The sequence below is a fragment of the Natronococcus sp. A-GB1 genome, assembly GCF_029688845.1.
Lineage (GTDB): Archaea > Halobacteriota > Halobacteria > Halobacteriales > Natrialbaceae > Natronococcus.
In genome coordinates this window covers 216,053-238,477 of record NZ_JARUKW010000005.1, presented here as the reverse complement: position 1 = coordinate 238,477, position 22,425 = coordinate 216,053, and the positions used below count along the sequence as shown (strand labels likewise).

The following is a 22,425-nucleotide window of genomic DNA, read 5'->3' as shown; positions in this document are numbered from 1 at the left end:
GAGCTCGGTCCAGTCGTCGACGCCCTCGCGCTTGTCGACGTCCGGACGGATGTAGGGAACGATCTCCTCGATGTCCAGCTCGGTCAGGTCGGGCTGACCGGGCCAGTCCGTCGGCATCGGCATGTTCTGGTACTGCTTGAGCGCGCGGAGACGCCGCTCGAGCATCCAGTCGGGCTCGTCCTTGTCCTCGGAGATCATCCGGATGACCTCTTCGGTCAGGCCCTTGTCGGACTTGACGGCGGCGTTTTGCTCCTTCTTGAACTCGAAGCGCGCCTCGGTGTCGGTTTCTTTGAGGTGGTCTTGTTCGGAACTCATGATTGGTATGTATTCGTGTTTACGGCTGCAGCGTTATTACGATTGTTCTAGTCGAATTCGGTTACGCCGTGCCGTAGACCTCTTCGCGGACCCAGTCGTACCCCTTGTCCTCGAGCTCCTCGGCGAGCGAGGCGTCACCGCTCTTTGCGATCTGGCCGTCGAGCATCACGTGGACGTGATCGGGCTCGACGTAGTCGAGGATACGCTGGTAGTGGGTGATCTGGAGGATCCCGGTACCCTGCTCATCGCGCAGGGCGTTGATCCCGTTCGAGACGTCCTGCAGACGGTCGATGTCCAGCCCGGAGTCGATCTCGTCGAGGACGGCGACCGACGGCTCGAGGATGGCTGCCTGAAGGACCTCGTTCTGCTTTTTCTCCCCGCCGGAGAAGCCGGCGTTGAGGTAGCGCTGGGCGAACCGCTCGTCCATGTCCAGCTGTTCCATCTTCTCCTGGAGGATCTCCTGGAACTCGGCGACGCCGACCTCGCCTTCGTCGACATCTCCCTCCATCGGGGACGTCTCGAAGCCGGCTTCCTCTTCGTCCTCCTCGTCGCCGTCTTCGCCCTCGAAGAGCTCCTCTCGCTCCTCAATCTTGGCGTTGAGCGCCGTGCGCAGGAAGTTGACCATCGTGACGCCCTCGATCTCGGCGGGGTACTGGAAGCCGAGGAAGACGCCGAGCGCCGCCCGCTCGTTTGGCTCGAGTTCGAGAAGGTTCCAGGTGCGCTGGTCCTCGTCGATCTCGATGTCCTCGCCGAACTCGTCGTCCTCGAGGTGGAGCAGGACCTCGCCCTCGGTGACGTCGTAGGCCGGGTGGCCGGCGATGACCTTCGCACAGGTCGACTTCCCGGAGCCGTTCGGTCCCATCAGGGCGTGGATCTCGCCCGACTCGACCTCGAGGTTGACGCCCTCGAGGATCTTCTCGTCGCCGTCCGCCACTTCCGCGTGCAGGTTGCGTAGTTCGAGGCGTGCCATAGTAGTCTGTCGTGTGAACCGTAGGTCGTCCGCCTGATAACGGTTTCGTATGCGGTTGGATACGGTTTCGAATAACCAAGAATATTTCACCGAACGAGAAGCGCCGAGCGGTAGATGCAAACCGCCGCACCGCCGACGGTTTCGAGCCGTCGGGCGCTGAACCGACCGATGCCGTCCCACACGAGTCCGCGAGGTGACGTTGTCGAGCGACGGTTACCAGTACTGGTCGAGCCCGGTCTGTTCCTGGCCCGACTTTATCTCCTCCCAGGAGACGTCCAGCGCCTCGAGGATTCGCGAGATCGGCCCCTTCAGCGTCTTCTCGAGCATCGTGTCGTAGTCGACCGCGAACGCCTCGGGGATCTGGTCGTCGTACTCGAAGCAGATGACGTCGGGGTCGCGCTTGAACGCACCGTAGACGGGATCCCGGCGCGCGTCGAGCCCTTCCTCGTCCTCGAGTCGCTCGAAGAAGGCGGGATCGACGCGCTCGAGGTAGAGGCGTTTGGGCTTGCTTCCGCGCTGGAAGTTCGTCCCGAGCATCCGGTTTGCGTACTTGGCGCCCCGAACCTGGGCCGTGTCGGTGTCGTAGTTGTCCAGGCGCTTGCCGATCCCGCCCGGGATGGCGATCTCCTCGAGGCTCACCTCGCCCGTGCGGACGTCCTCGATGACGCCCTGGACGTACTCCTTGGCGCCCTCGATATCGCCGTCCCTGACGATCATCTCGATCACGCGGTGTTGGACTTCCTTCGTGATCGGGGCGATGTCCGAGCGCTGGTACTCGAAGCCGACGATGTCAATGTCGTCGACGTCTTTCCCCTCCTTCCAGGTGATGTGTCCGGCGTAGCGTTTCTTCTTGCCCGCCTGGAAGAAGCGCCGGTAGAGCTTCTCGAACTCGATCTGGAAGCGGTGGAACTCCGCGTTGAGTTCGGTGCGTGCGAAGTCGTCGTACCGGTCGTTGATGTGTTCCTCGATCTCGAACGATTGCTCTATCGCCTCGGACTTCGAGACGTCGGGTCCGAGCTCGAGCATCACGCTGTCGGTATTGTGGAGGACGATACCACCGACTGCATCGACGAAGTTCTCATTTTTAGCGACGCTAAGGTCGTACACGTACCCATCGTGTTCGGTCTCGCGTCTCACCGGATCGCGGCCGGATCGATAGTAATCGCACGTCCTGATCGTATAGCTCTCTTTTTCGTCGCGATACTTCAGTGAGTGTTTCTGGTTGCGCTGAGTGAGCAGTGTGGAGAGTCCAGCAGCGAGTTCACGACTCACTGTCTCGTAATCGAAGTTCCGTTCGCAGTATTCAGCGGAGTATCGGGGGAATTTTCGAGAGCCATCACCCTCGACGAGGACACCCAAGAACAGTTCCTGAAGATCGTCCGGGAGATGAAAGACGAACGACGGAATTCGTTTTCCGTGGGACGTCTGGCCGGCGAACTCACGGAAGAATACCGCAGAGAGTTCGTTCATCATCTGGAGCTTCTGTGTTCGATCGTCGTATGAGATCGGTGGTCCGTCTCGAAGCGACTCGGAGTCGATCGTTCGCTCGTCACGAGTATCGGAGGCGATGACGGTCGTTGTTGCGTTCTCGAAAAGGCAATGGTAGTCCGTTTTGATCTGCTGGAGCCACTCGGGACGTGATTCGGCGATCGATGCGCCAAACTTCGCCTCAGAGGTTTCGGCTGTCGATGCACTACCTTCTGTGATGTACGCTGCTAGGAGGCGGATGAGCGCTCTTCCCTCTTCGGCGTGAATATCGACGTGTCGTTTCACTTTGATAGCCGACTCGAGGTCACCATGGTGGCGATGGCCGAACCAGACGTACTCGTCGTCCGCATGAACGCGTTTTACCTTCTCCGCTGCGTTCGCTCGACCGACACTTCGGCCGTCCATGTATGTTCGTGTATATCCATCTAGTACCTCGTACACGTCGATGGTTTCGACGGAATCTACAGCTGGTAACTCCGGGATTCGAAGCGGCTCATCGACTTCTTCGGGTGTCGCTTCGACGTACTCTCCCCCCTCTTCGACGACGAACGAATGATCACGAGTCGTCGTTGATTCGCCGAACTTGTGCTGTAGCGTAACGACTGGATCATCAGTTTCGTGACGGATCACCTGCTGAATCGGTTGCCACTCGGCTGTACCCTCGTTTGACAGCGATAGCGCGTCCCAACCGTCGAGTTCACGCCGTTCTTTTCCAATCGGGGCCGAGCCGACAGGTCCTCCATCAGCGGTGATGAGGACCGAGGATCCGACCGTCGCTGTCGCGCGTTCGAACAACGTTTCGATCGGTGTAGTTTGGACGTACCCGTCTGGACCGCGAACAACTATTGGCCGATCGCCAGTAACACTATCACCGTATGTAACTTGATAATTCAACTCAGTTGCAGCAGTCTCGGTAAATTCGATTACCTCGCGCCCAGTAGCGGTGATTGCAGATGCGGCTTCTTTATCATATAGCCTGAATTGTTCCCAACCCGACACTCCGTACAACGAATTCATAATAACCTTGACAGCTCCTTGCTGTCGGTCGTACTGCTCGTATTCGGGTGAGCCGGGCTCGTGGTCGTTCCGAAGCCCCTTCTTTTCCTCGCGCTCGGCGAGCAGCTCCGTGATCATCTCGCGCATCACGCCGTCGGGCTCCTTGCGAAAGTGGATGGGCTCGGGTTGGGTCGGCGCGGTGTAGGTCTCGCCGTCGTACTCGGCGGGATCCACCCGCGTCTCGGGCGAGGCGTTGATCGTCGTCATGCACATCGGATACAGACTTTTCAAATCTAGAACAGTTACGTTCTCTTTGACCCCAGTAATCGGGTCGAAGACGGCCCCTCCCTCGTACTCCTCCCCGCCTTCCTGTTGGCCTTTCGAGGGTAGCGCGAACTGCCCGTGGGCCTGGTGGAGGACGTACATGTCGACCGCGTCGCCGGGCGTAGGGGCGTCCTCGAGCTTGCAGCCGACGAACGCGCGCACCTCGTCCCAGAAGGGGATAATGCTCTGCTGGCGGTCGAGCTCGACGCAGATCTCGACGTCTCGGAGGTTGTACGCGAGCAGCTGGGTGGGATCACCCTCCCAGAGGTCGCCGATGTCGCCGGCGTAGCGTTCCTTGCCGACCCCAAGCTCGGACTCGCCGACGGCGTCGAGCCGGTAGGAATCGAGTTCGGAGAAGACCATCCGCTGGTAGCCGTATAGCAGGTCGAAGACGACCCGACCCTTGATATCGGGGCCACCCCAGTTGCTGCGCCAGACCTCGTCGACCCGCGAGAGGCGGTCGATCTCGAGGTCGTACTCGTGGCCGCCCTGGAGCACCTCGAGTCGATCCAGCAGGTACGGCGCGTCGAAGTCCTCAAAGTTCCACCCCGTCAACACGTCGGGGTCAGTTGCTCGGGTGTAGTCGATAAAGGCCTCGAGCATCGCTTCTTCCTCCTCGAAGCTCCGTACCTCGTGGTCGAGCGGTCCCTCGATGGGATCGTACTCCTCGACCGCGTCGGGGATCGGTCCGTCGCCGATCGGCGCCTCGTAGAGCCACATGACGTACTCGTCTCGGTAGGAGTCGTGGCTCGTGAGACAGATGATCGGCTCCTCGCCGTCCTCTGGGAACCCCGATCGGTCGTCGACTTCGATGTCGAACGTCTGGACCCGGGGTTCGGCGTCGACGTCGGCCGCCTCGACCTCCTCGTGGGGAACGACCAGCGAGTCGTCGTCGGCCCGTCGCTCGGGAACCCGGATTCCGCTGCGAACGTCCTTGTCGATGAGAAACCGGTTCGGAAAGAGGATGTCGGCCTCGTAGTGTTCGAACTCGTCGCGGACCTGGCCGACGTCCCGCGGCGTCTGGCCGAAGATCTTCGTCAGCTTCTCGCCGCGGATGCTCTCGTAGGGCTCGCCGTCCTCGCCGACCTCGCGGCTGCCGGTGAGCCGGTCGTAGGCCTCCTCGGGCGGCCGCTCGAGGGACTCCGTCGGCGCGTAGAAGTACGGGCGAAAGCCGACGACCTGGACGTGCTCGAGCTCGCCGTCGGCCGTCCGGCCGAAGACGTGCATGATCGGGCGTTCGTCGTCGCCGTAGCCGGCGATAGTGTAGTCGACCTGCATCACGGCGAGTTCGAGCGCTCCCGTCGGTTCCGGAAGCGTCTCCTCACGAACGTCGATCACTGCTGTGCTCTCTCCTGTCCCGTCGCCGGCGACGGCGGCTGCCTCTTCGTCCGGCCGTTCGGAAGACTCGCGGGAAAACTCCGCGAGTCCGGTCTGGCCCGCCTCGGTCATTGTGTCGACGTTTGGCGCCGCCGGTTAAAAACCCACCATTCCCGTCGATACCACCCAAAACTGAAGGAAGAACAAAGCATATAATGTGGTAACACATAGCAAGGGTTGAGGTGACCGATGTGTCCATTCGTGCCAACGAAGACGAGGTGGCGGATCGAGGCGAACCGAGTAGCGAACCCGAGGGCACAGCGACGATCGAGGCCTACGAGATCGAGGACGGCGTCGTGTTCTACGACGCGGAGAACCCCCTCGCGTGGGTCGAGGCGAACAGAACGCTGACGCTCGAGGAGTTCGTCTAACGCTCTCCGCAGGTGAACGCGAATCCTTTTCCTTGCGCTTCCCGTCTTTGACCGTGTGGTGTTCGACCGATCCGAACACGAACCCGAGGAGTGGGACCCCGAGGAGGAGTTTACCGATCCCGAAGAGGAGTTCACCGACCCCGACAGCGACTCGCTGACGATCCCTCGAGTGTCGACCGAGGACGCGGGCTCCAACCTCAGGTCGGACCTACGCTCGGAGTTCGGAGCGTCGGCTGACGCGGAGACGACGGTCGAAACCGACGTCTCGAGCGACCTGCTACAGGCGTTCTGGTCGATCGTGCTCGTCGTCAACGCGGCCGTGCTCGCGTTCTCGGTCGGCGTGTTGTTTCTGCTCTTCGACGGTCCCTCGACGAACGGTTTCGCTCTCGTCGCCGGCGGAGTCGTCCTCTCGGGGTTCGCCGTCCGCCGCTACCGAAACTACCGAGCGACGAGCCACGAGGATCCGCCGACAACGGATGACGACACCGACACTGACGCCAACACCGACACTGGTGCCGACACGGATACCGAACCGTCAACACCCGGCGAAACGACTTCGGAGCCGGAGTCCAAACACCGATCACCCGACGACCCCGACCGCACATGAAATCCGTCCAAGACGACACCGGGAAGCGATACGTCCTTCTCAAACGCTCCGAGCACGCGAGTCTCGTTCGTGATCCCGAAACCGGAAACGAGTGTTACGTCCAGAACGACCGCCTCGAGCACCTGGCCGAGGAGTCCGTCCTCGAGACTGCCGCCCGGACGGTCGAGGAACCCGTCCGAACGCTGCTGTCGGCCGTCCACGACGAGACCGGTCTCGGGCTGCTCGTCGAACTCGGCAAGCGCGGTCCGCTTGGCGTTCGCGAGATGATCGGCGTCTACGACTGCTGCGAGAGCGATCTCCACGGCCGACTCACGGTGCTGACGGCCGCGGACCTGATCGCCGAAACCGACGTCGCCGGCGAGCGCGGGTATCGGCTCACCGACGACGCCGAGGCCGCGCTCGAGGCCATCGGTGCGGACATCGACGAGGAGTCGGCCGCGACTCGATCGACTGACGACGATCCGTCCGGGACCCCATCCGACTCCTGATCGGCTCTCCGCACCGTTTCGAACCCGTCAGTCCGAACGCAGCAGCGCCGCCTCCGTCGGTCGGCCGCGCTCGAGCCGGGACCGGTTCGAGGTCGCGTCCTTCTCGACGCGGACTAGCGAGTCCGCCGCGCCGATCAGCTCCTCGTCGTGGCTGACGACGACGATCTGTTCGACGCCCAGATCCCGCATCGACTCGACGAGCGAGACCAGCTGCGTGACGTGTCCCGAGTCGAGGAAGACGGTCGGCTCGTCCAAAATCAGCGGCGGCATCGGCGCGGTTCCCTCGACGCCCTCCGCGAGCAGCCGGTAGATCGCACACCGCAGGCTGAGGTTGAACAGCGCCCGCTCTCCGCCCGAGAGCTGTTCGGGCTCGAGCGGTTCGCCGTCTTTCTGGTAGACGGTCAGTCGGTACTCTCCGTCGAGGTCGATCGCGGCGTAGGAGTCGTTCTGGTAGACCAAGTCGAACGTCTCGTTCAACAGTCGTTCGAGGGTTTCGACGTTTCGCTGGCGAAGCTCCGCGCGCAACTCCCCGTAGGTCGTCTGCAGGGTCTCGGCCTCGTCGTACAGCGAGTCGAGCCGCTCGAGTTTGTCTTCGACGGTCTCGAGACGTTCCCGGAGCCGCTCGAGTTCCTCGAGTTTCTCCTCGACGCCGCCGATCTTCCCCTGTAGCTCGTCGCGGTCGGACTCGAGTTCCGCAAGCTTCTCGTCGACCCTCTCGAGGTACTGCTCCGCGTTGGACCGCTTCGTCCGAGCGGTCTCGATCCGATCGTCGTCGTACTCGGATTCGAGTTCACGCTTGCGTTCGCGGTCGGCCGAGAGCTGGTCGCGGCGCTCGTCGTTCATCGTCTCCCAGTCCGCGCGCCGCTCCCGCAGCGTCTCGATCTCGCGGGCAAGGTCGGCGCGCTCGGATTCGATCTCGCTCATCCGACGAAGCGCCTCCAGGCGCTCCTTGATCTCGCCGCGCTCTGCGTTGATCTCGCCGAGTTCGGTCCGCGCGTCCGCGACCTCGCTCTCGAGCTCGGTCGCCCGCTCGCGTTTCGTCTCGGCTTCGCGCTCATGCTCGTCGGCCTCCTCGCGGAGTCGATCCCGCTGTTCCCGTCGGTCCTCCAGGCTCTCGCGCTTCTCTTCGAGCAGCTGTGCGACGTTCTCGCGGTTCTCCTCGAGGCGGTCGACGCGTCGCTCGGCCTCGACCAGCGACTCGGCGCGCTCGATCCGCTCCTCGAGCTCCTCGCGGTCGTCCTCGAGACCCGACAGCCGTTCCTCGAGCATCGCGAGCGTCTCACGCTTCTCCTCGAGGACGTCGACGTGGGGCGAGCCTGCGACGTCCTGGCCACACTCTGGACACTTCCCCGCCTCGCGGAGCCGCTCGCCCTCCTCGATCGCGTTCTCGACGGACCGGATCTCGGCGGTGACGTCGTTGATCGTCGAGACCAGCTCCTCGCGGTCGCTCTCCAGTTCCTCGAGGTGGTTCTCGGCCTCACCAAACGCGACCGGTGCGTCGTCGAACGCCGAGCGGGCGGACTCGACGTCGTCGTCGAGATCGTCGACCGTCTCCTCGCGATCCGCGATGGCCTCGCGGTCGTTCTCGATCCGCTCGTCGAGCTCCTCGGCCTCCTCGCGGGCCTGCTCGGCCTGGGACTCGAGCTCGTCGGCCTCCTCGCGCAGCCGCTCTACCTCGCCGTTTCGCTCCGTGATCGAGACGCGGACGTCCTCGAGGTCGTCCCGGAGCTCCTCGTCGCGGGCCTCGAGTTCCTCGATCCGGGACTCGACCGCGTCGGCGTCGCCCGTCTCGAGTTCGGCCTCCTCGAGCAGTCCGTCGCGCTCGTCTTCGAGCTCCTCGCGTTCGCTCCTGCGCTCGCGGAGGGTCTCACCGGCGTTCTCCCGTTTCCGTTCGGTCTCGGCGATCTTCGAGCGCAGTTCCTCGATTCCCTCCTCGAGGTCGGCGATCTCCTCGCGGGTCTCCTCGTGGCGCTCGAGGACGTTCTCGGCCGTCTCGAGGGTCTCTCGTGCGTTCTCGCGCTGGGACTCGAAGCGTTCGATCTTCGAGACGACGTCGGCGTGGCTCGACTCGAGGGCGTTGAGCTGTTCGTGGAGCTCCTGAGCTTCTTTGCGCTCGATCTGTCCGCGGAGGTCCTCGAGCACCTCGCGCTGGCCGTCGAGCACCGACTTGACGCCGAGTCGGGCGTCGCTCGCCCGCTCGCGGTACTCCTCGAGCGCGCCCAGCTGCAGGAGGTCGTCGATCATGTCCTGGCGCTCGCCCGGCGAGGCGTGGATCAGCTTGTTCACCTCGCCCTGGCGGACGTACGCGCAGTTGACGAACGCCTCGGCGTCCATCCGCAGCAGCTCGGTCACCTCGTGACGGACGTCTCGGGCCCCTTCGATCGTCCCGTCCGACCCCTCGAGAACACACTTGGTCGTCGTCGCGCGCTCACCCCGCAGCTTGAGCCGTCGCTCGACGCGGTAGCTGCGACCGTCGTGGATGAACTCGAGTTCGACCTCACACTCCTCCTCGCCGGTCGTGATCACGTCGTCGAGGGTGCGATCGCCCAGCGCCTTCGAGCCGTACAGCGCGAAGAAGACGGCCTCGAGCAGCGTCGACTTCCCGCTGCCGTTGACGCCGTGGACGATCGTCACCCCCCGCTCGAGGCCGAGCTCGGCCTCGCCGTAACACTTGAAGTTACGCAGGCGGACGCGGTCGACCCTCATTCGAAATCACCCAGCGAAGCGTACTCGCCGTCGGAGCTCGGCTTCGACTGGGTCCGGTCCCCCGACTCCGCGTCATCGGTCTCGTCGGCCGACGGTCGGTTCCCTTCGGCTCCGTCGCCGTCGGCAGTGTCGTCGGACGTCGCGGCGACGTCGGGTTCGGAATCCGCGCTCGAGTCGTCCGTTGCGGATTCGTCGGTGGCTGCTTCCGTCGCCGCGTCGGTCGGCTCCGCATCGTTCGCCTGCACGTCGGCTACCTCCGAGCCGTCCGCGTCCGTCAGTTGATCGGCGACCGTTGACACGTCCTCGTCGCCCGGCTCCCGATCGGGTGCGGGTTCGAAGGCCGTTTGGTCGTCCTCGAGCAGCTCCCGCGTGCGTCGCTCGACCCGTTCGCGGACGTTGGCGTCCGCGAGGTCGTTGTCCCGAACGGTGCGGTCGATCTCGAGGGCGGCGTCGCTGAGGCCGAGTTCGCGAACCCGCTCACGGACCGCGTCGTCGGGGTTGGCGAAGCTGACCGAGACTCCCTCGCCCTCGTCGGGCAGCTCCCGGCGGTCATTTACGCGAGCGACGAGCGCGCCGCGGCCGACGGCGAGTTCCTCGACGGCCGCGGGCGCGATCGGCTTCCCCTCACCCTCGATCGTGACGATGACGACCGCGTCCTCGAGGTCGTGCTGGCGGACCCGCTCCTGGACCCGGTCGACGCCCTCGTTCTCGGCGAGTTCGACGTCGACGAAGACAAACTCGCGGGTCGACTCGATCCCTCGGCGCCGGATCGCCGGCTCCTCGCCGGGCTCGAACGCGACGAGGTTGTACCCCCGATTCTCGCGTTCACTGGCGCTTGCGCGTTCGGTCGATCCACAGTAGGTGACCCACGTCTCCCGCAGTTCGGCGGTGTCGGGGTGGTGGTTGTCACCGAGCAGGACGGCGTCGAACTCGACGGTCGACTCCGCCAGGAGGCGTTCGGTGTCCCAGTCGGCGTGAGGGAACGGCTCGAACAGGCCGTGGCTCACGAGCGCGGCGTGTGCCGCCCCGTCGGGAATCGGGGCGAACTCGTACTCGAGTTCCTCGCGTCGGGAGCGGGGCACGAAGTCGAGGCCGTAGAACGCGATATCGTCGAGCACGTAGGGGTCGGCGCCGAGTCGGGTCGCGAGCCCGAGGTCGGCGAACAGATCGAGCCACTGGGCGTCGCGTTTTCCCTCGTGGTTGCCGACGACCGCAAGGAAGGGGACGTCCGCGTCCTCGAGCGAGCGGAGGATCTCGACGGTCCCCTGGAGATCGACCAGGTTCGGCCGTCGGTCGTGAAAGAGGTCGCCGGCGTGGATCACGGCGTCTACGTCGCCCTCGATGGCGTCCTCGGCTACGCTCCGGAACGCCTCGAGGAAGTCCCGTCGTCGCTCGGGCGAGTTGTACTGCTGGTACCCGATGTGGGTGTCGCCCGTGTGTATCACCCGCGTCATCTACCGGGAGTTGATTACGGGGCCCTAAATGGATTCCGCGACCGGAGTGAAAGTAGAGCGCGCTAATGAAAACGAAGCTTACCCCCTCGCGCGGGATCGGTCTGAGGTTCCGTTACGATTCGATGTCGAGGCTGTACAGACGCTTGCGCGCGTCGGAAAACGAGAAGCGGGAGTCGACGACGTTCTCCTCGTCGAGCCGGTTCAGGGCGTACCGGACCGTCCGCGCCGGCAGGAGCGTCTCCTCGGCGATCTGCTGTTGGGTCATGGTGTCGTTGTACTCGAGAACTTTCGCGACAAGTTTCGCACTCGGCGGGAGCTCGCGGACGTCGTCCCACGACCCCCGGTTCGTGGGTTCGGGCTGTGGCGACTCTAGAGAACTCATCCTGTACTCCCATTGCGAATACGGCCTGATAATATTTTCTGTTTCATTCTATGTCCTATGGTAATATTCCGGCGGGGCTGTAGTTACCCGAAGCCTCTTATGAGCCAACACCCAACTCACGAGTGATGAGCGACACTGTGGACGACGTCGACCTCCCCTACGACGAGGACGAGGCGTCCCAACAGGAGAAAATCCAGGCACTCGAGGATCGGTTAGAGATTCTCGAGTCGCAAAACGAGGAGATGCGCGACAAGCTCCTCGATGCGAACGCCGAGAACAACAAGTATCAGCAGAAGCTCGAGCGGCTTACCCACGAGAACAAGAAGCTCAAGCAGTCTCCCCTGTTTGTCGCCACGGTCCAGGAACTGACGGACGAAGGCGTTATTATCAAACAACACGGGAACAACCAGGAAGCGCTGACCGAAGTGACCGAGGAGATGCGCGAGGACATCGAACCCGACGCCCGCGTGGCCGTCAACAACTCGCTGTCGATCGTCAAGACCCTCTCGAACGAGACCGACGTCCGGGCCCGCGTGATGGAGGTCACCGAGAGCCCCGAGGTCAGCTACGAGGACATCGGCGGCCTCGAGGAGCAGATGCAGGAAGTGCGTGAAACCGTCGAGATGCCCCTCGAGAAGCCCGGGATGTTCGACGATGTCGGCATTGAGCCGCCGAGCGGCGTCCTGCTCTATGGCCCGCCGGGAACCGGGAAGACGATGCTCGCGAAGGCCGTCGCCAACCAGACCGACGCCACCTTCATCAAGATGGCCGGCTCCGAACTCGTACACAAGTTCATCGGCGAGGGCGCAAAGCTCGTGCGGGACCTGTTCAAGGTCGCCCGCGAGCACGAGCCGGCCGTCATCTTCATCGACGAGATCGACGCCATCGCCGCCAAACGCACGGAGTCCAAAACGTCGGGTGACGCCGAGGTCCAGCGGACGATGATGCAACTCCTCAGCGAGATGGACGGCTTCGAGGACCGCGGCGAGATCCGCATCATCGCCGCGACCAACCGCTTCGACATGCTCGATCGCGCGATCCTCCGGCCGGGCCGATTCGACCGCCTCATCGAGGTCCCCAAGCCCAACCAGGAGGGCCGCGAGATCATCTTCGAAATCCACACTCGCGGCATGAACGTCGCCGACGACGTCGACTTCTCGGAGCTGGCCGCCGAGGCCGAAGAAGCGTCGGGCGCCGACGTCAAGGCGATCTGCACCGAGGCCGGGATGTTTGCCATCCGCGACGACCGCACCGAGATCCGGATGGAGGACTTCCGCGGCGCCTGGGAGAAAGTTCAGGCCGAGACCGACGAGACCGACGAGGTCTCGAAGACGTTCGCCTAATCGAACTGCCGGGTCGACTCGTCCCGTCGTCTTCTCTTTACAGCGCGGCGAAGACGAGCCACGGCACCACGAACAGCGCCGCCGTCAGCACGGCGATGATCAGGAGGTAGCCAGCGACGGTGCTTCCCGCGGTGAGCCAGGCGGGATGCTCGAATTCGCGTGTATCGATTGCCATGTGGGTACGAACCGGGGAGGCGTCCATAAACGTACCGACGAACTCGCGGTTCCGGTCCGCTTTTACCGGCCGACTGGCTATACCGTCGTAATGACGAAGATCGTCGTGGTGGACAACCACGGACAGTTCACCCACCTCGAGCAGCGGGCGCTTCGGGACCTCGGCGTCCAGGCGGAACTGATCGACAACGAGACGGATCCCGCGGACGTCGACGCCGACGGCGTCGTCCTCTCGGGCGGTCCCGACATGGATCGGATCGGCCGTTCGGCGGAATACCTCGAGTCGGACGTCCCCGTCCTGGGGATCTGTCTTGGGATGCAACTGATCGCGACGGAGCTCGGCGGCTCGGTCGGCAGCGGCGAGTACGGCGGCTACGCCGACGTGACCGTCGAGATCGTCGACGAGGACGATCCGCTCACGGGCAGTCTCCACCCCGAGACGCGAGTCTGGGCGAGTCACGCCGACGAGGTCACCGAACTCCCCGACGGGTTCGAACGCACCGCACGCAGCGACGTCTGTGACGTCGAGGCGATGAGCGACGCCGATCGCGACCTCTACGGCGTCCAGTGGCATCCTGAAGTGGCACACACCGAGGAGGGCGAGGAGATCTTCGAGAACTTCCTCGAGATCTGCAAGAAAAACGGCGCGTAACGAACGGAGCGTCTCTTCCCGTTCCCGGTCTGCGTTTCGCTCTTTTCGAACCGAGCTTCCGGACAGCGACGGCTCGGCGCACACGGGCCGATAACACCGGTGTTACGTGGTATCTTCGGTGTCGCCAAACGCGTATATGGTTACGTGGCGAATCAGGTAACGTAATGCAACCACAAACCGCCGCCGCTCGAGCCGAGTTCGCCGCACCGACCGCGACCGACGAACGGGGTGGAACATGAGCACGAGCGTTCTCGTCACCGGCGCGACCGGTAACCAGGGCGGCGCGGTCGTCGATCACCTGCTCGAGAGCGACACCGAGTTCGACGTCTACGGACTCACGCGGGACGCCTCGAGCGAGACGGCCCAGGCGCTGTCCGAGCGAGGGGTAACGATGGTCGAAGGCAATCTGGACGAGAAGGAGTCGCTTGCCCCCCACGTCGCCGAGGCCGACGCCGTCTTCGCCGTCACCAACTTCTGGACACAGGGCTACGACGCACAGGTCCAGCAGGGCAAAAACATCGCCGAGGTCGCCGCCGATGAGGGGGTCGACCAGTTCGTCCTCAGCGGCGTCGGCAGCCACTGGGAGGACACCGGCGTCCCCCACTTCGACTCGGCACAGGAGATCGACGAGTACGCCCAGGACCTCGAGCTCCCGATGACGGTCCTCGGCCCCGTGTTCTTCTTCCAGAACTTCGAGGCGTTCGCCGAGGACGTCGTCGAGGACGGTCAGATCGCGCTGCCCCTCGAGGAGGGCGTCTCCCTGCAGATGATCGACACCGACGACGTCGGCCACGCCGCCGCCGTCGCGCTCGCAAGCCCGGACGAGTTCGTCGGCGAGCGCATCGAACTCGCGGGCGACGAACTCACGCTGGCGGAAGCGGCCAACACCCTCTCCGAGGTGACGGGCCGCGACGTCGAACCCGTCCACGTCCCGATCGAGGACGCCTACGACTCCTTCGGCGAGGAGTTTACCGTCATGTGCGAGTGGTTCAACGAGGTCGGCTACAGTGCGGATCTCGAGGGACTCGAAAATCGCTTCGGCTTCGAGTTCACCGATTTCGAGACCTACCTCCGCGAGCACGGCTGGGAGGACAAGGAGGGGATGGCCTCGGTTCCGGGCTGGGTCAAGGCGATGCAGTAGCGCTCTCGAGTCTTTCTCAGTCGTCGCTCGCGACGGGCACGCTCGCACGCACCTCGAGTCGATCCAGCTCCCCGACGAAGGAGGCGAGCATCTCGCGGGTGACGTGGGGCATACAGACGACTCGAAGCTCGCCCGTTGCGGTCCTGGAGATTCGCCACCCCTTCGCCCGGAGCGCGTCGAACGTCGCTCGAGGGACCGTCGCCGCCACCAGCGGCAGAGAAGGATCGACGACCTCGTACCCGCGTTTTTCGAGGGCGTCGGCCAGCCACTCGGCGTTGTGCTGGGAGCGAACGTACTGTTCGCGGTAGCCCTCGGGCCACAGCGCCTCCATCGCCGCCACGGCACTGGCAACGCCCGCACCCGACCGAGTTCCAGTTAGTGTGGCCTGGGCGGTCGACTCGAGGTAGGGCGTGTCGACGGCCAGTTCGTCGAGCAGCTTGTCGGAACGGGCGAGCAATCCGCCCGCCGGAATCGCGGCCTGGCCCATCTTGTGGGGATCGATCGCCATCGTGTCGACGGTCGCGTGGCCGAAGTGCCACTCGTGATCCGTGAAGGGAAGAACGAACCCGCCCCAGGCGGCGTCGACGTGCAACAGGGCACCGACCGAGTCGGCGATTCGACCGAGTTCGGGGATCGGATCGACCCGGCCGTACTCCGTGGTGCCGGCGACGCCGACGATCAGGGCGGTGTCGGCATCGACGCTGGCCCGAACCGCCTCGAGATCTACGCGGTGATCGTCGTCTGTCGGCACGAGCCGCAGCTCGACCTCGAGCACGTCGGCGGCCTTCTGGAAGCTGAAGTGGCCCGACTCGGGCACGACGACGTTCGGCCTCGGCGAGTCGGCTCGCTCGCGAGCGATCCGGACGGCCTGGATGTTCGCCTCCGTTCCGCCGCTTGCGACGTAGCCGGCGGGATCCTCGAGGCCGGCAAGCTCCCCAAGCATCGCGACGGCGTCGTCCTCGAGGGCCGCGACCCGCTGGTAGGTGGCGGGATCGCCGGGGTTCGTCGCGAGAAACCGTTCGGCCACATCGCGCGCGTCCGGGTGGGGTGTCGTACACATCGAGGACAGCACCCGGTCGAACGCCTGCGGCTCCGCTTGCATATCACTCAGCAGTCGGGTCAGCCGCTTAGTAGTTGCGTTCTTCCCGAACTGGGTCCTCGAGAGTGGCGGCCTGCTCGATCGATGGTAGATACATTGTTACATCCATACAAAGCTACGCTAGGAACACTTACGGGTGATCGACGGTAAGAGCACGTATGGCGATCGACATGGAAACGTTCGAGAACACACCCGAAGACGAACTCCAGGAGCTAAGTAACCCGGAGAAGGTCCTGCAATTTCTAATCGCGAACGACGATCACGCGTTCAAAGCGACGGAGATAGCCGACCGGACGGAAATCAACCGGAACTCGATTAGCACCGTCCTCGGTCGGCTCAAGGACCGCGATCTCGTCCGTCATAAGGGTGAATACTGGGCGATCGGCGACCGAGAACGGATTCGGTCGTTCGACCGATACCGACGGGCGACCGAACGGCTGAACGAACGATACGGATCCGAGGACAAGGATGCGTGGCGAGCGCATGCAGCCGACGCGGAGACGCCGAACGACGAGTCGGATAGTGACGAGTGATCTCGAGCGCTGTGACGTCTGCTACGGAGCGGATCCGTTCAAGGGAAGCGACTACGCTCGCCCGTGGCTGATAATCAGCAACGAGCACCACCCATTTCACGGAGAACAGTACGTCGTACTCGCGCTGACAACTCGAACGTGGCACGACGGCTTCGTTCACATCGCCGAAGACGAGTGGATAGAAGGTGGCACACCGGAGTCGAGTAGTATCGTGCCGTGGAGCGTCGAAACGATCGAACGCGGTGATATCGAATTTCGGCAGGGACGAATCGAGAGCAGCCTCGTCGATCGGACGGTTGCTGAACTTACCGACTACCTTCGATCCGAAACGATCGACTGATAGCTGCCACGAAAGCGCGAACCGAACGACTGTCCTCGATCAGCGCACCGAGTCGAGCAGCAGCTTCTGCTCGACGCGCTTGACCTCGTGTTGGACATCGCGGACGGCGTCGATGTTCGCCGAGATCGAGTGAATCCCCTCGTTGACGAGGAACTGGACCATCTCGGGTTTCGAGCCGGCCTGGCCGCAGATACTCGTGTCGACGTCGTGTTCGCGGCAGGTCTCGATGACGTCGCCGATCAACCGGAGCACGGAGGGGTGAAGCTCGTCGAAGCGATCGGCGACGTGTTCGTTGTTCCGATCGACCGCGAGCGTGTACTGGGTGAGGTCGTTGGTCCCGAAGGAGGCGAAGTCGATCCCCGCTTCGGCCATTCCCTCGACGGCCAGCGCCGAGGCGGGGGTCTCGATCATTACGCCCCAGGTGCGCTTCTCGGGGTCGATCCCGGCCTCCGTCATCAGCTGTTTGGTCCGGTAGACGTCCTCGGCGTCGTTGACCAGCGGGAACATGATCTCGACGTTGTCGTAGCCCATCTCGTAGAGCCGGCGAAATGCCTCGAGCTCGTGGGCGAAGACCTCGGGTCGGTCGAGCGAGCGGCGGATGCCTCGGTAGCCGAGCATCGGGTTGTGCTCGTGGGGTTCGTCCTCGCCGCCCTCGAGCTGGCGGAACTCGTCGGTCGGCGCATCCAGGGTCCGGACTCGGACGGGTCGGGGGTAGAACTCGTCGGCGACGCCGCGAACGCCCTGGACGAGCTCCTTGATGTAGGCGTCCTCGCCGTTCTCTTCGATGAACTTCGCTGGCGTCTGGTTCAGCGAGAGGATCATGTGCTCCGTACGAAGCAGGCCGACGCCGTCGGCGCCGGTCGCGGCGGCGCGCTCTGCGGCCTCGGGGATGGAGACGTTGACTTTGACCTCGGTCGCGGTCATCGGTTTGACCGGTGACTGCGGGCGTACCTCCTCGACGGGTTCGGCCTCCTCCTCGGGCGAGACGACGTCACCCTCGAGCACCGAGCCCTTGTCGCCGTCGAGCGTGACGACCTGGCCGTCCTCGAGGGCGCTGGTGGCGTTGGTCGTACCGACGATGGCGGGCACGCCGAGCTCGCGGGAGACGATGGCTGCGTGGCTGGTCATTCCGCCCTCGTCGGTGATGATGCCGGCGGCGCGTTTCATCGCGGGCACCATATCGGGCATCGTCATCTCGGTGACGATGATGTCGCCCTCGCCGACCTTGTCGAGCTCGTCGAGCTTGGTGACGATCCGGGCAGCGCCGCTGACCCGACCCGGACTCGAGCCCAGCCCGTCGACCACCACGTCGCCGGTCCCGGCTCCGGTCGCGCTCTCGGCGCTGTCGGCGGCCCGAGCCTGCGTCCCGCTGCCGTCGGTGAGTCCCGCCGTGATGTCGCCGGTATCGGCGGCGCTCGTCGCGTCTGTGTCACTCTCGTCGATCGTCGTGATCGGGCGCGACTGGAGCATGAAGACCTCGCCATCGAGGATCGCCCACTCGACGTCCTGGGGGGTGTCGTAGTGATCCTCGACGCGCTCGCCGAGTTCGACGAGCCGGTCGATCTCGTCGTCCGAGAGGACGCGGGCGGTGCGTTTGTCCGCCGGGACCTCGCGCTCGACGGTTTCACCAGTTTCCTCGTCTTTGGCGTGCATCACCTTCTTTTCGGCGATGGTGACGTCGGTGTCGCCGCCGTCCCGCGGGACGATGTAGTTGTCCGGGGAAACGGCCCCCGAGACGACGGCCTCGCCCAGTCCCCAGGCGGCCTCGATGATCATCGTCGGATCGCCGGTCGAGGGGTGGCTCGTGAACATGACGCCGGATTTCTCGGCCTCGACCATCTGCTGGACGACGACGGCGATGTTCACCGCGGAGTGGTCGAACCCCTTCTCCTGTCGGTAGTAGATCGCCCGCTGGGTGAAAAGAGAGGCCCAGCAGCTCCGAACGCGGTCGAGCAGGTCGTCCTCGGTGATGTTGAGATATGTCTCCTGCTGGCCGGCGAAGGAGGCATCCGGAAGGTCCTCGGCGGTCGCGGAGGATCGGACGGCGACGAACGCCTCCTCGCCGGAATCGCCGACCTGTCGGTAGGCCTCGAGGATCTCCTCGCGGACGTCCTCGGGGAACGGCGTCTCGAGGATAAGTTCTTGGGCGCGCTCGGCCGCCGCTGCGAGCGCACTCGAATCGTCGACGTCGACGTCGACGACCTCGAACAGTTCCTCGTCGATGTTCGCGTTCTCGATGAACGATCGGTAGGTGTCCGCAGTCACGACGAAACCAGGTGGGACGGGAAGTCCAGCGCCTGTGAGCTCGCCCAGAGAAGCTCCCTTGCCGCCGACTCTCTCGAGGTCACCGGCGCTGATCTCGTCCAACCAGAGTACAGCCATCTGTAGCTGGAAGGTCACCCGACCGGCTAAAGAAGGTTGCGAACGGCACACATGATTCAGAACTCGTGACCGAATGAGTTTGTCGAAGCCGCGGCAATTTTGAACTGTCAGCCTTCGATTATTTCATCGCTGTCGTCGTCGGGAACGACGAGGCTCCCGTCGAGTGCCGTCACGCCGCGGCCGCCGACCCTGACGCGGTCGCCGACCCGAACGAAGACCGTTCCGGGACGGTTGACGTAGTAGCCTTGTTCGAGGCGGAGCTCGTCGGGGAGGTCGTCGTCGAACGCGCCGAACCGATCGAGGTACGCGCCGACGGCACCGCTCGCGGTTCCGGTGACCGGATCCTCTGGAACACCGGCGCCGGGGGCGAACATCCGTCCGTGCAGCGTCGACTCGCGATCGAGCGCGTCGAACGAGAAGAGGTAGATCCCGGTCGCCTCGAGTTCCTCCGTGAGCGCCTCGATAGTGGCCATATCGGGATCGGCCGCGCCGAGATCGGAGAGATAGGTTATCGGGACGATCAGAAACGGAAGCCCCGTCGAGGCGACCGCGAGCGGGATGTCGTCACTGGCACCCTCGAGGGCGGCCATCTCGACGCCCAGCGCGTCGGCGACGCGGTCGTAGCCGACGTCGATCTCCCGGATCGTCGGTTCGCTCTGGGTCATCCAGACCGTCCCGTCGGCCTCGAGTTCGATCTCGAGGACGCCGACGTTCGTCTCGAGGGTCGTCGTTCCCGGCTCGAGGCCCTCGTCGTGGAGGTGGGCGTAGCTCCCGATCGTCGCGTGGCCGCAGAGATCGACCTCCTGTGTGGGGGTAAAGTACCGAATTCGGCGGTCGGCGTCGTCGCTCGAGCGGAGGAACGCAGTCTCGCTCAGGGACAGTTCGCGGGCGATCGCCTGCATCTGCTCGTCGGTGAGTCCGTCGGCCTCGGGGACGACGCCGGCCGGATTGCCCGTCAGCGCCTCGTCGGTGAACGCGTCGACCTGCAGGACCCGAATCGTCTCCATACGTCGGGGTCGAACGCGTGGCGCATCAATCCATCGTCGCCCTCTCACGGTCCGTCGCTCGGATCGACGAACTCGGAGATAGCGGTCCGAAGCCGTCGAGTAGGTTCTTACCCGATCGTGCCGCCGCGGATCGGCACGGTGACCGTCGAATCCGCGTCGTCCGGAAGGGGGACCGTCACATCGATCTCGTGTTCCGCGTCGTCCCCACCGCTCTCGAACGTTTTCCGTTCGTCACCGACCTCGAGCCAGTACTCACCCGCCTCGGTCGCCGTCACGACGACCGTCCCGCCGACCGTTGCACCTGGCTCCGGCTGTTCGTCGAACGTCACCGACTCGAGTGCGAGCGTCGCGTCTCGAAGGTCGATCTCGAGATCGGTCTCGAACGACGTCGTGTACACCGGAACGTCCCGATCGGCGTCCTCGTCGTCTTCGTCGTCTTCGTCGTCGTCTCCGTCCCCGTTACCGTCGTCCGGTTCCTCGAGGAGGATCTCCACCCCGAGCTGCCGTTCGACGTTCTCGATCCGGTTGCAGATCGTCTGCTGGAACGAGCCCGCAAACAGGAGACCGACGAGCTCGCCGTTCTCGAGAAAGACCGGCGAGCCGCTGTCCCCGCCCTCGGACATGTAGTCCGTGATCAGCTGGTCGCGCAGCGTCACCGACCCCTGCTCGGCGCCGAACTCGACCTCGACGGTCGCGCTCGTGGCCTCCACGGTGGCGCTGGTTACTCCCGTCGTCCGTCCCGTCTTGGTCAGCGTCTCGTCGCGGAGGTCACCGTACTCGTCCCGGCGGATCTTCGTCGGCCACGCCTCGTCGAGTTCGTGATACCGGTCGGACTCCCGCTCCGGGTCGACGGATCTCGCGGCGACGTCGACCTCGACGCCGTCCTCGACCGGAACGTACCCCACGAGCTGGCCGACCTCGTCGTCGGGTCCGCCGCCGTCGTGGGGCGAGGGCTGAAGGATCGACTCGCCGAGTTCGGCCTCGTTCGAGCGCGCGTAGACGTGGTTGTTCGAAAGCCGAACCAGCTCACCCGGTTCGACCGCCTCGTCCCAGACCGCGCCCTCGCCGTCGCCCGTAACCCGCGCGGGGTAGGGCCCTCCGGTACCCGCAGACAGGTCGTCGTTGGCCTCGCTCGCTCCGGCAGGCACCGGGCGCTTGCGGTCGCTTCGCCCCTCCGCGGCCTCGGGAACCACCTCGAGAGTTGCCAACGGGTCGAACCCCTGTCGTTCCTCGCCGTAACCGGCGTCGACGACGTCGACGGTGATATCCTCGTCACCGACCTCGCGGATCCGTTTCTCGACGTCGTCTTTATCCTCGAGGGTACCGGGTGGCTCCTTCTGTGAGACGAATACCCGAACCTCGTTTTCGCTTTCGTCGTAATCGACGCCGATCACGTTCTTGCACTCGAGCAGGTACTCGAAATCCTGTGTTTTAGGCATAATTTGAACCCATGACTAATTTGTACCGAACCATCTTAGCTGTGTGGCTGTCTATCGTACACCGAGAAGCCGTCCGTTTAGTCCCACTTATGGGGACGGGACGAATTCCTTCGGGTAGGTGGCTACCAGATGTCCGACTTACCGGACGATTTCGACTGTACCATAACGAACTGGGACTACATTTACAGCCTCTGTCGAGACGTCAGCGACGAGGTTCGCCGGGACGACTTCGAACCCGACGTCATCGTCGCACTCGCCCGCGGCGGCTGGTTCGCGGGGCGCTGCATCTGTGACTTCCTTGGGATGGACGACCTGACGAGCCTGAAGATGGAACACTACGTCGGCACGGCCGAGAAAAGCGGCGAGCCGACCGTTCGCTACCCGATGCCGGAGGGCAGCGTCGAGGGGAAGGACGTCCTCATCATCGACGACATCGCCGACACGGGCGGCTCGATCGAGCGCGCCCACGAGTACGTCGATGAGCGCAACGCCGGCGAGGTCCGAACGGCGACGCTCCAGTTGCTTCAGACCAGCGAGTACGAACCCGACTACATCGGCGAGTGCCTCGAGGAGTGGACCTGGGTCGTCTACCCCTGGAACTTCATCGAGGACATGATCGATCTGATCTCGGGGGCGATGGAGCGGGCCGACCGGGAGCAGTTCACCAGCGAGGAGATCCGCCACTTCCTCTCGGAGTACCACGGGATCGAGCGCATGGAGATGGAGATCGCCCAGCCCGACCGTCTTCAGGAAGTTCTCCGGGAGATGGATCGACGAGAGGTCGTCGAGATGGCCGACCACGGCGAGTGGCGGCTGCTCGAGTAGTCGGTCCGAACC

General features: G+C 64.2%; 19 protein-coding genes and 1 pseudogene. 9 read left to right on the top strand and 11 right to left on the bottom strand.

Annotated elements, in window-relative coordinates:
* The 3 genes and pseudogenes from QA600_RS08230 to QA600_RS08220 form a co-directional block, all read right to left on the bottom strand.
* Positions 1-315, bottom strand: a pseudogene (locus tag QA600_RS08230) (Fe-S cluster assembly protein SufB); the annotation flags it as partial.
* 61 nt (positions 316-376) lie between these two features.
* Entirely contained in the window at positions 377-1,285 is a 909-nt protein-coding gene (locus QA600_RS08225; RefSeq protein WP_278291461.1) for an ABC transporter ATP-binding protein, read from the bottom strand.
* A gap of 213 nt (positions 1,286-1,498) precedes the next feature.
* Positions 1,499-5,542, bottom strand: coding sequence for a DNA polymerase domain-containing protein (locus tag QA600_RS08220; RefSeq protein WP_278291460.1), 4,044 nt, complete (start codon positions 5,540-5,542; stop codon positions 1,499-1,501).
* A gap of 110 nt (positions 5,543-5,652) precedes the next feature.
* Between QA600_RS08220 and QA600_RS08215 the strand changes: the two genes are divergently transcribed.
* Genes QA600_RS08215 through QA600_RS08205 form a run of 3 tightly spaced genes read left to right on the top strand, consistent with a single transcriptional unit; the run spans position 5,653 to position 6,936 of the window.
* On the top strand, positions 5,653-5,841 hold the full coding sequence (locus tag QA600_RS08215; protein ID WP_049891401.1) for a hypothetical protein: 189 nt from the start codon (positions 5,653-5,655) through the stop codon (positions 5,839-5,841).
* Between the two features lie 55 nt (positions 5,842-5,896).
* Positions 5,897-6,448: a hypothetical protein gene (locus tag QA600_RS08210; RefSeq protein WP_278291459.1), complete on the top strand. Its 552-nt coding sequence runs from the start codon at positions 5,897-5,899 to the stop codon at positions 6,446-6,448.
* Positions 6,445-6,936, top strand: a complete 492-nt coding sequence (locus QA600_RS08205; RefSeq protein WP_278291458.1) for a hypothetical protein — start codon at positions 6,445-6,447, stop codon at positions 6,934-6,936. The genes QA600_RS08210 and QA600_RS08205 overlap by 4 nt, the downstream gene beginning before the upstream one ends.
* Before the next feature lie 27 nt (positions 6,937-6,963).
* Here QA600_RS08205 and rad50 read toward each other — a convergent pair whose 3' ends face one another.
* The 3 genes from rad50 to QA600_RS08190 all read right to left on the bottom strand — a co-directional run bounded on the left by rad50 (position 6,964) and on the right by QA600_RS08190 (position 11,478).
* A complete protein-coding gene (rad50, locus tag QA600_RS08200) occupies positions 6,964-9,642 on the bottom strand; it encodes a DNA double-strand break repair ATPase Rad50 (protein ID WP_278291457.1) in 2,679 nt (892 codons plus the stop codon).
* Positions 9,639-11,096, bottom strand: a complete 1,458-nt coding sequence (mre11, locus tag QA600_RS08195; RefSeq protein ID WP_278291456.1) for a DNA double-strand break repair protein Mre11 — start codon at positions 11,094-11,096, stop codon at positions 9,639-9,641. The genes rad50 and mre11 overlap by 4 nt, the downstream gene beginning before the upstream one ends.
* Positions 11,097-11,208: 112 nt before the next feature.
* The gene (locus tag QA600_RS08190) at positions 11,209-11,478 is read right to left on the bottom strand and encodes a helix-turn-helix domain-containing protein (protein WP_278291455.1); all 270 of its coding nucleotides are present in this window, start codon (positions 11,476-11,478) and stop codon (positions 11,209-11,211) included.
* A 125-nt stretch (positions 11,479-11,603) separates the two neighbouring features.
* Between QA600_RS08190 and QA600_RS08185 the strand changes: the two genes are divergently transcribed.
* Positions 11,604-12,821 (top strand): proteasome-activating nucleotidase, encoded by a 1,218-nt coding sequence (locus QA600_RS08185; RefSeq protein WP_278291454.1) that lies wholly within the window; start codon positions 11,604-11,606, stop codon positions 12,819-12,821.
* A gap of 37 nt (positions 12,822-12,858) precedes the next feature.
* On the opposite strand, the gene QA600_RS08180 is transcribed toward QA600_RS08185, so the two are convergent.
* Positions 12,859-12,996: a hypothetical protein gene (locus tag QA600_RS08180; RefSeq protein ID WP_278291453.1), complete on the bottom strand. Its 138-nt coding sequence runs from the start codon at positions 12,994-12,996 to the stop codon at positions 12,859-12,861.
* A 90-nt stretch (positions 12,997-13,086) separates the two neighbouring features.
* On the opposite strand from QA600_RS08180, the gene QA600_RS08175 reads away from it, so the two are divergent.
* Complete coding sequence (locus tag QA600_RS08175) at positions 13,087-13,647, top strand: GMP synthase subunit A (protein WP_278291452.1); 561 nt, start codon at positions 13,087-13,089, stop codon at positions 13,645-13,647.
* Between the two features lie 235 nt (positions 13,648-13,882).
* Complete coding sequence (locus QA600_RS08170; protein ID WP_278291451.1) at positions 13,883-14,788, top strand: NmrA/HSCARG family protein; 906 nt, start codon at positions 13,883-13,885, stop codon at positions 14,786-14,788.
* Between the two features lie 16 nt (positions 14,789-14,804).
* Here the strand turns inward: QA600_RS08170 and mfnA are convergent, their stop codons facing one another.
* Positions 14,805-15,902, bottom strand: coding sequence for a tyrosine decarboxylase MfnA (gene mfnA / locus QA600_RS08165; protein WP_278291468.1), 1,098 nt, complete (start codon positions 15,900-15,902; stop codon positions 14,805-14,807).
* Between the two features lie 143 nt (positions 15,903-16,045).
* Here mfnA and QA600_RS08160 point away from each other — a divergent pair, with 143 nt between their 5' ends.
* Together QA600_RS08160 and QA600_RS08155 are read left to right on the top strand one after the other, a co-directional pair.
* Positions 16,046-16,420: a TrmB family transcriptional regulator gene (locus tag QA600_RS08160; RefSeq protein ID WP_278291450.1), complete on the top strand. Its 375-nt coding sequence runs from the start codon at positions 16,046-16,048 to the stop codon at positions 16,418-16,420.
* Positions 16,410-16,760, top strand: a complete 351-nt coding sequence (locus QA600_RS08155) for a type II toxin-antitoxin system PemK/MazF family toxin (RefSeq protein WP_278291449.1) — start codon at positions 16,410-16,412, stop codon at positions 16,758-16,760. The genes QA600_RS08160 and QA600_RS08155 overlap by 11 nt, the downstream gene beginning before the upstream one ends.
* 39 nt (positions 16,761-16,799) lie before the next feature.
* Here the strand turns inward: QA600_RS08155 and ppsA are convergent, their stop codons facing one another.
* The 3 genes from ppsA to QA600_RS08140 all read right to left on the bottom strand — a co-directional run bounded on the left by ppsA (position 16,800) and on the right by QA600_RS08140 (position 21,588).
* On the bottom strand, positions 16,800-19,142 hold the full coding sequence (gene ppsA, locus QA600_RS08150) for a phosphoenolpyruvate synthase (RefSeq protein WP_278291448.1): 2,343 nt from the start codon (positions 19,140-19,142) through the stop codon (positions 16,800-16,802).
* Between the two features lie 107 nt (positions 19,143-19,249).
* Positions 19,250-20,149, bottom strand: coding sequence for a PhzF family phenazine biosynthesis protein (locus QA600_RS08145; protein ID WP_278291447.1), 900 nt, complete (start codon positions 20,147-20,149; stop codon positions 19,250-19,252).
* A gap of 107 nt (positions 20,150-20,256) precedes the next feature.
* Positions 20,257-21,588, bottom strand: coding sequence for a S46 family peptidase (locus tag QA600_RS08140; protein WP_278291446.1), 1,332 nt, complete (start codon positions 21,586-21,588; stop codon positions 20,257-20,259).
* 129 nt (positions 21,589-21,717) lie between these two features.
* Between QA600_RS08140 and QA600_RS08135 the strand changes: the two genes are divergently transcribed.
* Positions 21,718-22,413: a phosphoribosyltransferase gene (locus QA600_RS08135; protein ID WP_278291445.1), complete on the top strand. Its 696-nt coding sequence runs from the start codon at positions 21,718-21,720 to the stop codon at positions 22,411-22,413.
* Positions 22,414-22,425: the final 12 nt, after the last annotated feature.

Bases quoted from the DNA above. Each gene is read 5' to 3' on its own strand.
- QA600_RS08225 (WP_278291461.1), bottom strand. From the start codon at position 1,285: ATGGCACGCCTCGAACTACGCAACCTGCACGCGGAAGTGGCGGACGGC.
- QA600_RS08220 (WP_278291460.1), bottom strand. From the start codon at position 5,542: ATGACCGAGGCGGGCCAGACCGGACTCGCGGAGTTTTCCCGCGAGTCT.
- QA600_RS08205 (WP_278291458.1), top strand. From the start codon at position 6,445: ATGAAATCCGTCCAAGACGACACCGGGAAGCGATACGTCCTTCTCAAA.
- rad50 (WP_278291457.1), bottom strand. From the start codon at position 9,642: ATGAGGGTCGACCGCGTCCGCCTGCGTAACTTCAAGTGTTACGGCGAG.
- mre11 (WP_278291456.1), bottom strand. From the start codon at position 11,096: ATGACGCGGGTGATACACACGGGCGACACCCACATCGGGTACCAGCAG.
- QA600_RS08190 (WP_278291455.1), bottom strand. From the start codon at position 11,478: ATGAGTTCTCTAGAGTCGCCACAGCCCGAACCCACGAACCGGGGGTCG.
- QA600_RS08185 (WP_278291454.1), top strand. From the start codon at position 11,604: ATGAGCGACACTGTGGACGACGTCGACCTCCCCTACGACGAGGACGAG.
- QA600_RS08180 (WP_278291453.1), bottom strand. From the start codon at position 12,996: ATGGCAATCGATACACGCGAATTCGAGCATCCCGCCTGGCTCACCGCG.
- QA600_RS08175 (WP_278291452.1), top strand. From the start codon at position 13,087: ATGACGAAGATCGTCGTGGTGGACAACCACGGACAGTTCACCCACCTC.
- QA600_RS08170 (WP_278291451.1), top strand. From the start codon at position 13,883: ATGAGCACGAGCGTTCTCGTCACCGGCGCGACCGGTAACCAGGGCGGC.
- QA600_RS08160 (WP_278291450.1), top strand. From the start codon at position 16,046: ATGGCGATCGACATGGAAACGTTCGAGAACACACCCGAAGACGAACTC.
- ppsA (WP_278291448.1), bottom strand. From the start codon at position 19,142: ATGGCTGTACTCTGGTTGGACGAGATCAGCGCCGGTGACCTCGAGAGA.
- QA600_RS08145 (WP_278291447.1), bottom strand. From the start codon at position 20,149: ATGGAGACGATTCGGGTCCTGCAGGTCGACGCGTTCACCGACGAGGCG.
- QA600_RS08140 (WP_278291446.1), bottom strand. From the start codon at position 21,588: ATGCCTAAAACACAGGATTTCGAGTACCTGCTCGAGTGCAAGAACGTG.
- QA600_RS08135 (WP_278291445.1), top strand. From the start codon at position 21,718: ATGTCCGACTTACCGGACGATTTCGACTGTACCATAACGAACTGGGAC.